Raw genomic sequence first — 14,727 nt, 5'->3', positions numbered from 1 at the left:
CCTGACGCCGGTGCGCGAGGGCTAGAACCAGGAGCTCTCGCGCACTTCGCGCATCGCGACGCGCCGGGTATCCGCATCCAGTCGTGACAGGAACAGCATGCCGTCGAGGTGATCGGTCTCGTGCTGCAGCGCCTGCGCGAGCAGTCCGTCACCTTCGAGGACGACGGGTTGACCGTCGAGATCGATGCCCTCCACACGTGCCCAGGGGTGGCGCAACGCGTCGTGCCAGAGCCCGGGCACTGAGAGGCAGCCCTCCCCCGTGGGCACGGGGTCGCCTCGGACCTCGGTGAGGACCGGGTTCAGGACGTACCCGATGTCACCGTCGATGTTGTAGCTGAAGGCGCGTAGCGCGACGCCGATCTGCGGCGCGGCGACACCGGCACGGCCGGGCAGTTCGACAGTCTCGATCAGGTCGGCCACGAGCGCCCGGATGCCGTCGTGGATGTTATCGATGGGCGCGCATGCCGTGCGCAGAACGGGGTCGCCGAAGATGCGGATCTCGCGGACGGTCATCAGGCGGCGCTCTTGGCCCGCAGGCCCTCGACCAGCAGGGCGGCGAGATTGCGTGCGGCTGCACGCGTCTCGGCCCGCAGGTGAGCGAAGACGATGGTGCCGCCGCCGGCGATCTGGGCGTCGTACGGCATGCGCACCACGCGCGCTGCGCGCGTGGCGAAGTGAGCCTCGAGCTCGTTCAGACGCACCAACGGCGCACCCGGCGTCGACTGGTTCAGCACGACGATCGCCGAACGCGCCTGCTCCTCGTACCCGTTGCTCTCGAGCCACGTGAGAGTCTCGGAGGCGAGTCGAGCTTCGTCGACGCTCAGTCCGGAGACGATGACGATCTGATCGGCGAGGTCGAGGGTCGCCGACATCACGGAGTGCACGATGCCCGTGCCGGTGTCGGTGAGCACCAGGGAGTAGTAGTGCGCCGCCACCCCGGCGACGTCACGGTAATCGCTGTCACTGAACGCGTCGGCGACGTGCGGGTCGACATCCGACGCGAGCACGTCGAGGCGCGTCGCATCGCGCGCGACGATCGCGGAGATGTCGTGGTAGCCGCGGACCTCTTCGTGGATGCGCACCAGATCGCGCACCGACTTGGAGTGATGCGGGCGCACGACGCGGTCTGCGAGCGTGCCCCGATCGGGGTTCGCGTCGACGGCGATGACCCGGTCGTCGCGGGCGTCGGCCAGCGCCATGCCGAGAAGCGCCGTGATCGTGGTCTTTCCGACCCCGCCCTTGCGCGAGAGGACCGGGACGAACCGCGCTCCACCGGCGAGCGGCGCCGCGATCCGCGCCGACAGCGCCTTGCGCTCCTTGACCTTGCGCCCGTCGCCGATGTTGATGCGGCGTCCCGAGATCGAGTACAGGAAGTGGCTCCAGCTGCCCTCGGGCTCCGGCTTCGTGACGCGGTGCGGGTCGAGCAGCCGGTCAGCGGTCAGCAGGTCGGCGCTCTCGCGTCCGGACTCGCCCAGCTCGCCCAGGCGCTTCGACGTGAGCGTCACGTCGGTGCGGGCCGAGGCTCGCGTCGGCTGTGGAACGACGGGCTTGTCCTGGGGTGTGCTCACCGTGATCTCCTTCTCCTTCTCCTTCGGCGTCGGCACGGGAGATGCCGCGAGAGCCGCCGACTGCGCGACGGCGTCGGTGTGGGACCGTGCGAGGAACTCATCCGCGGCGCGCTGCGTAGCGGCGACGCGTTCCTCCTCAGCCTCGGCCGCACGCTCAGCCTCGGCCGCACGCTCAGCCTCGGCGGCGGCCTCAACCTCGGCCTCGGCGGCGCGCTCTGCCTCGGCCGCACGCTCAGCCTCAGCCACGCGCTCTGCCTCAGCCACGCGCTCAGCCTCGGCCGCACGCTCAACCTCAGCCACGCGCTCGGCCTCAGCAGCGCGCTCAGCCTCAGCCACACGCTGCTCGACGGCAGCGCGCTCTTCCTCAGCAGCATCCGCGTCCGCCACGAACGGCTCGTGCACGATCGGCATCTCTGCCGGCTCGTCCTCGACAGGCTCGTCTTCTGGCATATCGGGCGCCGCTTCCACGGCGGGGGCAGCGCTGAAGCTCTTGGCCACCTCGACCGGCTTGACCAGTTCGAGAGGCTCCTCGTCGACGATCAGGTCGACGATGACCTCGCCGTCGAGCACACCGTCGTCGGCGAGGGCGTCGTCTTCGTCTTGAGGCATGATGACGCTGATCTGCGCGGTCGCGTTGAGGATTCCGATGCCGGATGTGTCGAGGGACGCGGCGTCATCGAGCACCCCCAGCGGATCCTCGTCGCGGGGGTCGTCGGTGTTCTTCGGGGTCACGATGTCACTCCAAGCCTGTACGGAAGCCTCGGGTGCGCACTCGGTGCGCGGCCCCCGCCGGACAAGGTTAGTGCGCCGGACGGATCACGAGCAAAAGATCCCCGGCATCCACCTGCTGTGTGGCGGAGATGGCGAGCCTCTCGACGACGCCGTCGGTGGGCGCGGTGATGGCCGCTTCCATCTTCATCGCCTCGATCGACGCGACCGGCTCTCCCGCCCGGACAGTCGCCCCGACCTCGGCCTTGAGCGTCACCACTCCCGAGAACGGAGCCGCCACCTGGCCGAGGACCGACGTATCGGCCTTCTCGATCTCGAGCGCGTCCACGACGATCGACGTGTCGCGCACGAACACCGGTCGCAGCTGACCGTTGAGCGTGGTCATGACCGTGCGCATGCCCTTGTCATCGGCGTCTCCGATGGCCTCGAGACCGACGTACAGCTGCACGCCGCGGTCGATCTCGATCAGGTGCTCCCGCCCCTGGACCAGGCCGTACAGGTAGTCGCTCGTGTCGAGGACCGAGAGATCGCCGTAGAGCTCGCGCGTCTCGGTGAACGTCTTCGTCGGTGCGGGGAAGAGCAGGGCGTTGAGCCGGGCTCGCCGTTCGGCGCTGCCCGCGGCCAGCGCCGCCTCGTCGTCCGCCGAGATCTCGGTCAGCCCGATGCGGACCGAACGTCCGGCCAGCACCTTCGTGCGGAACGGCTCGGGCCAGCCTCCGGGGAGGTCTCCGAGTTCGCCGGCCATGAACCCGACGACCGAGTCGGGCACGTCATACTTCTCGGGGTTGGCCTCGAAGTCGGCCGGATCCGCCTTGACGGCGGCGAGGTGCAGTGCGAGGTCGCCGACGACCTTCGACGACGGAGTCACCTTGGGAACGCGACCCAGGATGCGGTCAGCCGCGGCGTACATGTCCTCGATCAGCTCGAAGTCGTCGGCGAGACCGAGCGCCTTCGCCTGCTGACGCAGGTTGGAGAGCTGCCCGCCCGGGATCTCGTGGTGGTAGACCCGGCCAGTGGGCCCCGGCAGCCCGGACTCGAACGGCGCGTACTGGAGGCGCACTGCCTCCCAGTAGGGCTCAAGATCCGACACGCTGCCGAGATCGATGCCGCTGTCGCGGTCGGTGTTCGCCAGCGCGGCGACGAGAGCAGACAACGAGGGCTGACTGGTGGTTCCGGACAGGGGGGCGGATGCCGCGTCGACCGCATCGACGCCGACAGCGCTCGCTGCGAGCAGAGTCGCCAGCTGGCCACCGGCCGTGTCGTGCGTGTGTAGGTGGACCGGTAGATCGAAGCGCTCCCGGAGCGCCGACACCAGCTTCGCTCCGGCGGCGGGGCGAAGGAGCCCGGCCATGTCCTTGATCGCGATGATGTGAGCGCCGGCAGCGACGATCTGATCCGCGAGACCGAGGTAGTAGTCCAGCGTGTAGAGATCCTCCGCGGGGTTGAGCAGGTCGCCGGTGTAGCACATGGCCACCTCGGCGACCGCAGTTCCCGTGCGGCGGACCGCCTCGATCGCCGGCCGCATCTGCTCGACGTCGTTCAGCGCATCGAAGATGCGGAAGATGTCGACTCCGCTGGCGGCGGCTTCTGCGACGAATGCATCGGTCACCGCGGTCGGGTACGGCGTGTATCCCACCGTGTTCCGACCGCGCAGGAGCATCTGGATCGCGACATTGGGGAGCGCGTCGCGAAGTTTGTCGAGCCGCTCCCACGGGTCCTCGCCCAGGAATCGCAGCGCCACGTCGTAGGTCGCTCCGCCCCAGGCCTCGACCGAGAGGAGACCCGGTGTCAGCTGCGCGATGTACGGAGCCGCGGCGACGAGATCCTTGGTGCGCACCCGCGTCGCGAGAAGCGACTGATGCGCGTCACGGAACGTCGTGTCGGTGATGGCGAGGGCGCTCTGCGCACGCAGGTCGCGTGCGAAGCCCTCGGGACCGAGTTCGAGCAGCCGCTGCCGCGACCCCGGCCGCGCCTCGGCGCTCAGGTCGACCGCGGGCAGCTTGGTACGCGGGTCGACCGAGCCGGGGTGCACTCCGTGGGGCTTGTTGACGGTGACGTCGACCAGCCAGTTCAGCATCTTGGTGCCGCGGTCCTTCGACACGCGTCCACGCAGCAGGTCAGGCCGCTCGTCGATGAACGAGGTGCTGACGTCGCCGGAGATGAACGCGTCGTCCTCGAGCAGCGCCTGCAGGAACGGGATGTTGGTGGAGACCCCGCGGATACGGAATTCGGCGAGGGCACGACGGGCGCGCGCGACGGCCGCCGGGAAGTCGCGACCGCGACAGGTCAGCTTCGCCAGCATCGAGTCGAAGTGCGGGCTGATCTGCGCGCCCTGGTGCACGGTTCCACCGTCGAGACGGATGCCGGCGCCACCGGGCGAACGGTAGGTCGTGATCTTTCCCGTGTCGGGGCGGAACCCCTGCGTCGGGTCCTCGGTGGTGATGCGACACTGCAGTGCCGCACCGCGCAGGTGCAGGTTCTGCTGCTGCAGCCCGAGATCGGCCAGGCTCTGCCCCGCGGCGATCCGCATCTGGCTCTGCACGAGGTCGACGTCGGTGACCTCCTCGGTCACGGTGTGCTCGACCTGGATACGGGGGTTCATCTCGATGAACACCACCTCGCCCGTGCGCTCCCCCGCTGTCTCCAGGAGGAACTCCACGGTGCCGGCGTTCTCGTAGCCGATCGACCGCGCGAAGGCGACGGCGTAGCCGTGCAGCGCGGTGCGCACGGTGTCGTCGAGGTTCGGCGCCGGCGCGATCTCGACCACCTTCTGGTGGCGGCGCTGCACCGAGCAGTCACGCTCGAACAGGTGCACGGTCTCGCCGGTCTTGTCGGCGAGGATCTGCACTTCGATGTGGCGCGGGCGCACGACCGCCTGCTCCAGGAACATGCGCGCGTCGCCGAACGCACTGGCTGCCTCGCGCATCGCCTCCGCCAACGCGGGGGCCAGATCGCCGGCGGACTCCACACGCCGCATCCCGCGGCCGCCACCACCGGCGACAGCTTTCGCGAAGAGCGGGAAGCCGATGTCCTCTGCCTGCGCGACGAGGAATTCCACGTCATCCGACGCCTCGGTCGACCGCAGCACGGGCACGCCCGCCTCGACGGCGTGGCGCTTGGCCTCGACCTTGTTGCCCGCCATCTCGAGCACCGTCGCCGGCGGACCGATGAACACGATGCCGTTGGCGGCCGCTTTCTCCGCCAGCTCCGGGTTCTCGGAGAGGAACCCGTATCCGGGGTAGATCGCGTCAGCGCCCGACTCCCGGGCCACGCGGATGATCTCGTCGACGTTCAGGTACGCGCGCACCGGATGGCCGCGCTCCCCGATCTCGTACGCCTCGTCCGCCTTGAGCCGGTGCACGGAGCCCCGGTCCTCGTGCGGGAAGACCGCCACGGTCTTGGCTCCGACCTCGAACGCCGCGCGAAACGCCCGGATCGCGATCTCGCCGCGGTTGGCCACAAGGATCTTCTGGAACATGCACACCTCTGAAAGCTCGATGCGCGTCGCAATAGACGCACATGGGGCGGGGCTGAGTGTTCCCTCAGCCTAGAGGAAGGTAACGTGGAGTCCGTGCACGTACTCAGCGTCAGTTCCCTCAAGGGAGGCGTCGGCAAGACCACGGTGACCCTCGGCTTGGCCTCTGCGGCCTTCGCCCGGGGCGTCCGTACTCTCGTCGTCGACCTCGACCCCCAATCCGACGTCTCGACCGGCATGGACATCCAGGTGGCCGGCCGCCTCAACATCGCCGATGTCCTGGCGAACCCGAAGGAGAAGGTGGTCCGACAGGCCATCACCTCCAGCGGATGGGCGAAGGTTCACCCCGGCACCATCGACGTGCTCATCGGCAGCCCCTCGGCGATCAACTTCGACGGACCGCACCCGAGCGTCCGCGACGTGTGGAAGCTCGAGGAGGCTCTCGCGGCTGTCGAGGCCGACTACGACCTCGTGCTCGTGGACTGCGCGCCGTCTCTGAACGCACTGACCCGCACCGCCTGGGCGGCGAGCGACCGCGTCATAGTCGTCACCGAGCCCGGTCTCTTCTCCGTCGCGGCCGCCGACCGCGCGCTGCGCGCGATCGAGGAGATCCGCCGTGGCCTCTCCCCCGACTCCAGCCGCTGGGCATCGTGGTCAACCGCGTCCGTCCGCAGTCGATCGAGCACCAGTTCCGCATCAAGGAGCTGCGCGACATGTTCGGCCCGCTCGTGCTCGCTCCTCAACTCCCGGAGCGCACCTCGCTGCAACAGGCTCAGGGGGCGGCGAAGCCCCTGCACATCTGGCCCGGTGACTCGGCGCAGGAGCTCGCCTCCGACTTCGACCAGCTGCTCGACCGCATCATCCGCACCGGGCGCATCGCCGTTCCGGAGATCGGCGCCCAGAGCTGATCAGCGTCTCGTGCACAGCGAAACGGCCACCCTCATCCGAGGGTGGCCGTTCTGCTGTGGTGCCTGATCGACGCGGGCGTCGCCCGCGGTCAGGCTGAGCGCTTGGTACGACGGGCGGAAAGCTCGTCGATGGGGTCCGGCAGGGCGGCATCGAAGGCGACGAGCGTGGACTCCACCTCACGGAGGACCTTGCCCACGGCGATGCCGAAGACGCCCTGACCGCGGCTGACCAGGTCGATGACCTCGTCGTTCGAGGTGCAGAGATAGACCGACGCACCGTCGCTCATGAGCGTGGTGCCGGCGAGATCGCGGATGCCGGCGCGGCGCAGCTCATCCACGGCGGTGCGGATCTGCTGCAGGGAGATGCCGGTGTCGAGCAGGCTCTTCACGAGCTTGAGCACGAGGATGTCGCGGAACCCGTACAGGCGCTGCGAACCGGAGCCGCTCGCGCCGCGCACCGTGGGCTCGACCAGCTCGGTGCGGGCCCAGTAATCCAGCTGCCGGTAGGTGATGCCCGCCGCGCGTGCGGCGACCGCACCGCGGTAGCCGACCTCGTCGTCCATGGCCGGCAGACCGTCGGTGAAGAGGAGTTCGGTCGCGAACTGCGGGGTCCCCGCACGCTCATCCGCATTCATTGAATTCCTCCCTGGAACGGTTATCTCCACGGTAGAGCAGTGCCCCGACAGCAGCAATGACATCTGCGGGACCCTGAAGGTGTGTCGCAACCAGTTCGTTACGAAAGGATCCGCGACAGCGCATCCTTGATGAAGAGCGCCCGCACCTCGTCGATCTTGCCGACCAGTTCGGGTGCGAGTTCGCTGGCCTTCGCCCGCGATGCGGTGTCGGTCCGACGCAGCAGAGCCGACATCGCCGACTCGATCAGCGCGACCTCGCGCTCCGCGCCCTGACGCAGGGAGCGGAGGTGACGCGGCTCGATCCCGTGTCTGTCGAGCGCGACGAGACCGCGCAGCAGCGCCAGCACGGAATCCGGGTAGCTCTCCTGAGCGACGATGACACCGGTGCTGATCGCGTCATTGAGCAGCTGGGGTCCGGCTCCGGCGGCCGCCAGGAGTTCTTCGCGACGGTAGCGACGCGGGGCCGGCGTGATCGACGGCGGCGGTAGGAGTGAGGCGGCCTCGCCGCGCTGCTCCGCTTCGTCGAGCTGCTCCCGGATGACGCTCAGGGGAAGATAGTGATCGCGCTGAAGCGTGAGTCCCACCCGCAGGCGCTCGATGTCGGATGCCGAGAACTTCCGGTACCCGGACTCCGTCCGCGACGGCGTGACGATCCCCTGTACTTCGAGGAAGCGCAGCTTGCTCGACGTCAGATCGGGGAAGTCGGGGGTGAGCCGGGCCAGGACCTGACCGATGCTCAGTAGCCCCGCGGACGCTGAGCGTTCGCGGGCGGGGGACGCCGCCATCAGGCGTTCGTCGCCGGGCGATCGAGCGGAGAGGCGAAGAAGTTCAGGCGGAACTTGCCGACACGCAGCTCGGAGCCGTCGACGAGCGCACTGCGATCGACTCGCTCTCCGTTCGCGTAGGTGCCGTTGAGGGAGCGCTGATCGATGATCTCGAACGAGGTCCCGTTACGGGTGATCTCGGCGTGACGTCGTGACACGGTCACATCGTCGAAGAAGATGTCGGCCTCGGGATGGCGGCCCACCGTGGTCACGTCGGTGTCGAGGAGGTACCGCGCACCGGCGAGTGCGCCGGAGCGGACCAGCAGCAGTGCGGAGCCCGAGGGCAGTGCCGCGATGGCGGTCTGCTCGACCTCGGTGAGTTCCACGCCGAACGGCACGAATGACAGGTCGGAATCGTGTCCGAACGTCTGTGTCACGTCGTGCTTCTGTTCGCCGGAACGGTGGATCGCGGCGTCCCCGGCCGATCGGCTTTCGCTGTCTGTCACTTTGCCCTCCTCGTTCCCCAGACTAACGGATCGCGGGGCACTCCCGGGAGCCGCGTTCCCAGTCGGCCGTCTCATACGGCTGATTCCCTAGGCTGGGACTGTGAACACTGCAGCCCGTCGACGCCCTTTCCTTCCGATCGCTCTCGCCGTGAGCCTGCTCGCCGCGTTCCTCACTCTCTTCTCACCGCTCGCAGCGTCGGCCCATGACGGCCTGATCGCCTCGTCTCCCGCGGCGGACAGCACGGTCGAGACCCTTCCCGCGGAGCTGACGCTCACCTTCAGCGCCGAGCTGATCACGGGCGAGGGCGCGACAGAGGTGGTGGTGACGGATGCCGCAGGGACCTCCGTCACCGACGGCGCGGCCACCGTCGAGGGGGCCGTCGTGACGCAACCGCTCACCGCCGCCGGCGAGGCGGGCGAATACCACGTGGTCTGGAAGGTGGTCTCGAGCGACGGGCATCCCACCTCCGACGAGTTCTTCTTCACGGTGACGACGGCCGGCACTCCCCCTGTCGCGACCGCGGAGCCGACGACCGCTCCCCCGACCGAGACGGCCACCCCGCAGCAGACCGCGACCCCCGACGCCACTGCCACCAGCGCGCCTGACGGCGAGGAGTCGGCGAGTTCGGCTCCGGCCATCTGGATCGTGTCGATCATCGCCGCGCTGGCCGTGATCGCACTCGTCGTGTGGCTGGTCCTGCGCGGACGGAAGAAGGCCGCCGGAGCCGATTCCTCCCCCTCCAACGAGCGATAGGCTTAAGGCATGCCACATTACGATGTCGTCATCCTCGGTGCAGGTCCTGGTGGATACGTCGCTGCGGTTCGCAGCGCGCAGCTGGGTCTGTCCACCGCCATCATCGAAGAGAAGTACTGGGGCGGTGTGTGCCTGAACGTCGGCTGCATCCCCTCCAAGGCTCTCCTGAAGAACGCGGAGCTCGCGCACACGCTGAACCACAAGGCCGAGTTCTTCGGCATCTCCGGTGAGTTCACGATCGACTACGGCAAGGCCTTCGATCGCAGCCGTGTCGTGGCCGAAGGCCGCGTCAAGGGCATCCACTTCCTGATGAAGAAGAACAAGGTCACCGAGTACGACGGCCGCGGAACCTTCACCGGTCCCAAGGCGATCTCGGTGGCGAAGTCGGACGGGTCGACCGAAGAGGTCACCTTCGACAACGCGATCATCTCCACCGGCTCGAAGGTGCGCCTTCTTCCCGGCGTGCAGCTCAGCGACAACGTGGTCACGTACGAAGAGCAGATCATGAGCCGCGAGCTTCCGAAGTCGATCGTCATCGTGGGCGCCGGCGCCATCGGCATGGAGTTCGCCTACGTCATGACGAACTACGGCGTGAAGGTCACGATCATCGAGTTCCTCGACCGCGCGCTTCCCAACGAGGACGCCGACGTGTCGAAGGAGATCACCAAGCAGTACAAGAACTACGGCGTCGACATCCTCACCTCCACCAAGGTCGAGACAGTCGTCGACAACGGCTCCTCCGTCACCGTCACCTACACGGGCAAGGACGGGCAGCAGAGCTCGATCGAGGCCGACAAGGTGCTCATGTCGGTCGGATTCGCCCCCAACATCGAGGGCTTCGGTCTCGAGGCCACGGGCGTCGAGCTCACCGAGCGCGGCGCGATCGCCATCGACGACCACATGCGCACCAACGTCGAGGGCATCTACGCCATCGGCGACGTCACCGCGAAGCTGCAGCTGGCCCACGTGGCCGAGGCGCAGGCCGTCGTCGCCGCCGAGACCATCGGCAAGGCCGAGACGCAGACCCTCGGCGACTACCGCATGATGCCGCGCGCCACGTTCTGCTCGCCGCAGGTCGCCTCCTTCGGACTGACGGAGCAGCAGGCCAAGGACGAGGGCCGCGACATCAAGGTCGTCTCCTTCCCGTTCATGGCGAACGGCAAGGCGCACGGGCTGGGCGAGCCGGTCGGCTTCGTCAAGCTCATCGCCGACGCCGAGCACCTCGAGCTCATCGGCGCGCACATGATCGGCCCCGACGTGTCGGAGCTGCTGCCCGAGCTGACGCTCGCTCAGAAGTGGGACCTCACCGCGCTGGAGCTCGCACGCAACGTGCACACGCATCCGACGCTGTCGGAGGCGCTGCAGGAGGGCTTCCACGGCCTCGCAGGACACATGATCAACTTCTGATCAGCGCTCAGTCACGAAGGCCCGGTCACCGCTTCAGGCGGACCGGGCCTTCGTGCGTCCGGCGTTCTGCATCGTGATCAACCCCGATGTCCACTCACGCAGGGGTGCGGACCCGAGTGCGCGGATCAGCGCCGCGCGCCCGGACATCGCCATCGGATTTCCGGGACCGCCCATCGCCATGTAGAACTCCGAGCGTCGGTGCGCTGCTCGCGCCGAGCGACGCACCGTCCGCTCGTACGCGGCAAGGTCGACGACACCGCTCGCGCGACCACGGACGATCACGTCGGCCAGCCGTCGCGCGTCAACCCATCCGAGGTTCATCCCCTGGCCGCCGATCGGGCTGATCTCGTGCGCCGCGTCGCCCAGCAGCGCGATGCGGCTCCGGAACCCGGGGCGCGCGAGATGCTGCGACGCCCGGAACACCGACGTGGGCGCGTCATGCGGGATGTCGGGACGGATGCCGGTGCGCGACTCGATCTCGCGGCGCAGGTCGTCGGCCGGCAGCTCGGTGAGAGTCGCGGCACCCGCGCCGCCGCGGAGACGGATCACCCACCGGCGTCGGCCTTTCGGCAGCGGGAACGACTCGACCAGCCCGTCGGGCTCGCAGTACAGACCGGCTCGCGCCTCGGCGGTGGGGTCGTGCACATCGACCATCGCGTAGGTCGCGTGTCCGCGGCGGCGCTGCCAGGTCGCGCCGATGCTCGCGCGAACCGGGCTGCGCACCCCGTCGGCGGCGACCACCAGGGACGCGGTCTGCTCGTGCTGCCGTCCGTCGCGAACGATCGACACGCGCACCCCATCACGCTCCTCGCGAAGACCCGTCACCGTCGTCCCCCGCCGAAGACTGTTCGGAGCGAGCGCATGCAGGCGTCCGCCGAGCAGTTGCGTCGTCACCGACTGCGGCAGGACGTGCACACGGCGCTCCGCCGAGAAGTCCACGGATGCGAGCCGCCGCCCGCGGCTGAAGACGTCGCCGCCCTCCAGCGCGAGCCCCTCTCGACGGGCGGCGTCACCGAGTTCGACCGCGTCGAGGGCGCTCATGCCGGGCGGGTGCACCCCGATGGCACGCGTGCGTGTGTCCGGACCGTCACGCCGCTCCAGCACGACCGCATCCACCCCCTCCTGCGCCAGCAGGCACGCCAGCAGCAGCCCCACCGGCCCCGCTCCGACGATGACGACGTCGTGGTGCGGGATCGATGCGCTGTCAGACACCGGTGCCCTCCCACCGCAGCTGCAGACGAGCGGGCACGCCCTGACGGACCGTCCACCCCTGCGGCACCCGCGCCCGCAGCTCTGCGGCCGTGTAGGAGCGGCGGATGCTGATGAGGCCGTCCTCGCGGATGAACGACCCCGCGAGGAAGTTGCGCGCGAACGGCCAGGTCACCGCGGCGAACGCCGCATAGGCGGCTCGACTCCGGGCGATGTCGTGATGCGCCACGACTCCACTCTCGGAGACGAGTGCACGCGTGTCGCAGAGCACCGCAGAGAGCTGATCCGCTGTCAGATGATGCAGCAGGTGGTTCGAGACGATGACGTCGAACGTCTCTCCCGACGCGGCCAGCTCATCCGTGGCTGCGACGCGGTAGCGAATGCCTGCCCCCGCATCGTGCGCTTCAGCCCAGCGCATCGCGCGCTCATCGGGATCCAACGCCGTGATCTCCGCGTCCAAGCCATCGCGACGGAGGAACGCTGCCAGGGCGCGACACAGGTCACCGCCCCCGGCTCCCACGTCGAGGATGCGGATGCGACCGGCGCGAGCGCGCGGACGGACGTCGCGACGGTACAGGGCACCGGGGCGCGAGATCAGGGCGTTGACCGTGCGGAACCGCCGGTACGTCTGCGCCAGCATGTCGGGGTCGGCATCGGCTTCGTCCATCAGCTCGCGAGCGTCAGCGGCTCGCGACGAGAGGTCGAGTCGCATGTCTCCTAGGCCTCGACGGTGAGAAGCGCACTCTCGGCCGTGAGACCCGGGCCGAAGGCCATGGCGGCGACGCGGTCACCCGGCTGCGCACCCGCCTGCTCGAGGATGTGCTGCAGCACGAAGAAGACGGTCGCGCTCGACATGTTGCCGTTCTCGCGCAGGACCTCCCGCGCGGGATGCAGCTGCGCGTCGCTCAGATTCAGCCGCTCCTGGACCTTGTCGAGGATGCTGCGCCCGCCCGGATGGATGGCCCAGTGCGCGACCTGCTCCCCCACCGCCCCGGCGTCGAACGCCTCGACCAGGGCCTGCTCACGCGCATACAGCGGACGAACCGCGCCGATGATGGTCTCGCCGATGATCTGCGGAACGGCCGTCGAGAGGATCATCTCGAACCCCGAGTCGCCGATCGTCCACGCCATGTCCTTCTCGCCCTCCGGCGCGATCGCGGTGTGGAAGCCGTCCAGACGCAGGCCAGGAGTCGCCAGCGGCAGGTCGCGCGCGGTCACGATGGCCGCGGCGGCACCGTCGGCGAAGAGCGAGGAGGACACGATCGTGTCGGGATCCTCGGAGGAGCGCAGGTGCAGCGTGCAGAGCTCGACGCTGACGACCAGCACCACCGCGTTCTGGTCGGCGGCGCAGAACTGACTCGCCGCGCGCAGCGCCGGCATCGACGCGTAGCAGCCCATGAACCCGAGGTGGTAGCGCTGCACGCTGTCGGAGAGCCCGAGTCCGCGCACGATGGCGTAGTCGGGCCCCGGCGCGAAGGAGCCGGTGCAGGACACCGTGATGACATGGGTAATGTCGGAGACGTCGATCTCGGCGTCTGCGTCGACCACGCGACGGGCGGCGGCCACGAAGAGCTTCGAGGCCTCGCGGATGAAGACCTCGTTGCGGGTCTTGGTGCTCGGGGACAGCAACCGCCCGGAGCCGCGGTCGAAGAAGACCGGGTCAGGCGTGTCTGCGGTGAGCGAGAGCTCATCGATCACGGTGTGCCGGGTGTCGATGCCCGACCCGTTGAACGAGGCCGAGACGATCCTCGTGGCCAGCCGCCCGAGATCCGGTTGCGATGCGAACACGTCGCGCACCTCGCCCTGATGCAGGACGGTGTCGGGCACGATCGTCTGGAGTGATCTCAGAACGGCAGGTCGACTCATGATGTCACTCAAGCACTTCGCATGTCGTCGCGGAAAGGGGCTTGCATCGTGAGCACGCGTCTGCGAAGTCTCAGAATCCGAGCGCGCGCGCCAGTTTCGACCCGGATGCCGAGTCGCGGCCACCGGCGGCACGGACCGCGCGTTCCACGGCCGCGAAGAATTCCGCCCGCTCGGCGGGGTCGGCGGGAGCGGCCGGGCCGAGCTCCATCTCCCATTCCCGCCACGCGCGCTGCACGCCGGCTCGCAGGTCGGTCGCGCGGACGCGGTCGTCGACGAACTCGGCCACCACGCCGGCAGGACCTGCGAGCAGGTACGCCGTGCGCGCGTTCTCGATGCGGGCCAGGGGCGTCACCGGATCGGTCGTCCATCGGGCGACGGCGGTCGCAACGGCGGCCGGCAGCGCGTCGTCGCCGGAATCGCCCTCGTTCAGGGGCCATCCGAGTTCGAGTCGTCCGTCGCCCTCGCGCGGTCCTTTGACGTGCCAGCCCGCGTCTGGGCCTCCGGTTCGACGGCGCAACGCGACGCCGGAGCGCGCGAGCGCACCGTCGACGGTGTCGAAGTACCGGGCGTCGAGATCGCGGGCCTCTCCGGCGGAGACGGTGTCCACCCCGGGAATCCCCTGCCACTGCGGCAGAGGAGTCGCGTCGTCGACGTCGTACTTGCGCTCGACCTCGACCGTTCGGGAGGGTTCAGTCATCTGAGGGGCTGATGCCCTGCAGGGACTCGTCGAACCAGTAGTCGATCTCGGTGGGCCCGTCGGACGAGCCGGTGTTCTGCTCGTCGCCGCGGCGGTGATACACCACCTGCGTCTCGCTGTAGGGGACGATCAGCTTGTCGTCTGCGTCGCCCAGAGGAATGATCTGCCCGTCGAGCGGGCCGCCGTGAAGCCGTGCAAGTGCCATGGAC

Annotated in this window: 13 protein-coding genes and 1 pseudogene; 3 read left to right on the top strand and 11 right to left on the bottom strand. The window is 68.9% G+C overall.

What is annotated here, in order from left to right; all coding sequences use genetic code 11:
* Nucleotides 1-21: 21 nt before the first annotated feature.
* The 3 genes from AC2D10_RS00665 to AC2D10_RS00655 all read right to left on the bottom strand — a co-directional run bounded on the left by AC2D10_RS00665 (nucleotide 22) and on the right by AC2D10_RS00655 (nucleotide 5,775).
* The gene (locus tag AC2D10_RS00665) at nucleotides 22-513 is read right to left on the bottom strand and encodes a peptide deformylase (protein WP_484709861.1); all 492 of its coding nucleotides are present in this window, start codon (nucleotides 511-513) and stop codon (nucleotides 22-24) included.
* Nucleotides 513-2,300 carry a MinD/ParA family ATP-binding protein gene (locus tag AC2D10_RS00660; RefSeq protein WP_484709860.1) on the bottom strand — a complete coding sequence of 596 codons (1,788 nt, stop codon included), beginning with the start codon at nucleotides 2,298-2,300 and terminating at the stop codon, nucleotides 513-515. Before AC2D10_RS00660 ends, AC2D10_RS00665 begins: the two co-directional genes overlap by 1 nt.
* Nucleotides 2,301-2,367: 67 nt before the next feature.
* A complete protein-coding gene (locus tag AC2D10_RS00655) occupies nucleotides 2,368-5,775 on the bottom strand; it encodes a pyruvate carboxylase (RefSeq protein WP_484709859.1) in 3,408 nt (1,135 codons plus the stop codon).
* Nucleotides 5,776-5,868: 93 nt separating this feature from the next.
* Between AC2D10_RS00655 and AC2D10_RS00650 the strand changes: the two are divergent.
* Nucleotides 5,869-6,680: pseudogene (locus tag AC2D10_RS00650) on the top strand (ParA family protein).
* 89 nt (nucleotides 6,681-6,769) lie between these two features.
* On the opposite strand, the gene AC2D10_RS00645 reads toward AC2D10_RS00650, so the two are convergent.
* The 3 genes from AC2D10_RS00645 to AC2D10_RS00635 all read right to left on the bottom strand — a co-directional run bounded on the left by AC2D10_RS00645 (nucleotide 6,770) and on the right by AC2D10_RS00635 (nucleotide 8,585).
* Nucleotides 6,770-7,315 carry a MerR family transcriptional regulator gene (locus tag AC2D10_RS00645; protein ID WP_484709858.1) on the bottom strand — a complete coding sequence of 182 codons (546 nt, stop codon included), beginning with the start codon at nucleotides 7,313-7,315 and terminating at the stop codon, nucleotides 6,770-6,772.
* Between the two features lie 98 nt (nucleotides 7,316-7,413).
* A complete protein-coding gene (gene ftsR / locus AC2D10_RS00640; protein ID WP_484709857.1) occupies nucleotides 7,414-8,100 on the bottom strand; it encodes a transcriptional regulator FtsR in 687 nt (228 codons plus the stop codon).
* Nucleotides 8,100-8,585: an FHA domain-containing protein gene (locus AC2D10_RS00635; protein ID WP_484709856.1), complete on the bottom strand. Its 486-nt coding sequence runs from the start codon at nucleotides 8,583-8,585 to the stop codon at nucleotides 8,100-8,102. The genes ftsR and AC2D10_RS00635 overlap by 1 nt, the downstream gene beginning before the upstream one ends.
* Nucleotides 8,586-8,685: 100 nt before the next feature.
* On the opposite strand from AC2D10_RS00635, the gene AC2D10_RS00630 reads away from it, so the two are divergent.
* Entirely contained in the window at nucleotides 8,686-9,339 is a 654-nt protein-coding gene (locus tag AC2D10_RS00630; RefSeq protein ID WP_484709855.1) for a copper resistance CopC family protein, read from the top strand.
* A gap of 9 nt (nucleotides 9,340-9,348) precedes the next feature.
* Nucleotides 9,349-10,746 (top strand): dihydrolipoyl dehydrogenase, encoded by a 1,398-nt coding sequence (gene lpdA / locus AC2D10_RS00625; RefSeq protein ID WP_484709854.1) that lies wholly within the window; start codon nucleotides 9,349-9,351, stop codon nucleotides 10,744-10,746.
* A 33-nt stretch (nucleotides 10,747-10,779) separates the two neighbouring features.
* Here the strand turns inward: lpdA and AC2D10_RS00620 are convergent, their stop codons facing one another.
* The 5 genes from AC2D10_RS00620 to AC2D10_RS00600 form a co-directional block, all read right to left on the bottom strand.
* Nucleotides 10,780-11,958, bottom strand: a complete 1,179-nt coding sequence (locus AC2D10_RS00620) for an FAD-dependent oxidoreductase (protein ID WP_484709853.1) — start codon at nucleotides 11,956-11,958, stop codon at nucleotides 10,780-10,782.
* Entirely contained in the window at nucleotides 11,951-12,667 is a 717-nt protein-coding gene (locus AC2D10_RS00615; protein ID WP_484709852.1) for a methyltransferase domain-containing protein, read from the bottom strand. The genes AC2D10_RS00620 and AC2D10_RS00615 overlap by 8 nt, the downstream gene beginning before the upstream one ends.
* A 5-nt stretch (nucleotides 12,668-12,672) precedes the next feature.
* Nucleotides 12,673-13,821 (bottom strand): type III polyketide synthase, encoded by a 1,149-nt coding sequence (locus AC2D10_RS00610; protein ID WP_484709851.1) that lies wholly within the window; start codon nucleotides 13,819-13,821, stop codon nucleotides 12,673-12,675.
* Nucleotides 13,822-13,891: 70 nt separating this feature from the next.
* Entirely contained in the window at nucleotides 13,892-14,518 is a 627-nt protein-coding gene (locus AC2D10_RS00605; RefSeq protein ID WP_484709850.1) for a CYTH domain-containing protein, read from the bottom strand.
* On the bottom strand, nucleotides 14,511-14,723 hold the full coding sequence (locus AC2D10_RS00600; RefSeq protein ID WP_484709849.1) for a response regulator: 213 nt from the start codon (nucleotides 14,721-14,723) through the stop codon (nucleotides 14,511-14,513). Before AC2D10_RS00600 ends, AC2D10_RS00605 begins: the two co-directional genes overlap by 8 nt.
* Nucleotides 14,724-14,727: the final 4 nt, after the last annotated feature.

Source organism: Microbacterium sp. PI-SA-G, from assembly GCF_057215335.1.
This window is presented reverse-complemented; position numbering and strand designations above follow the sequence as displayed.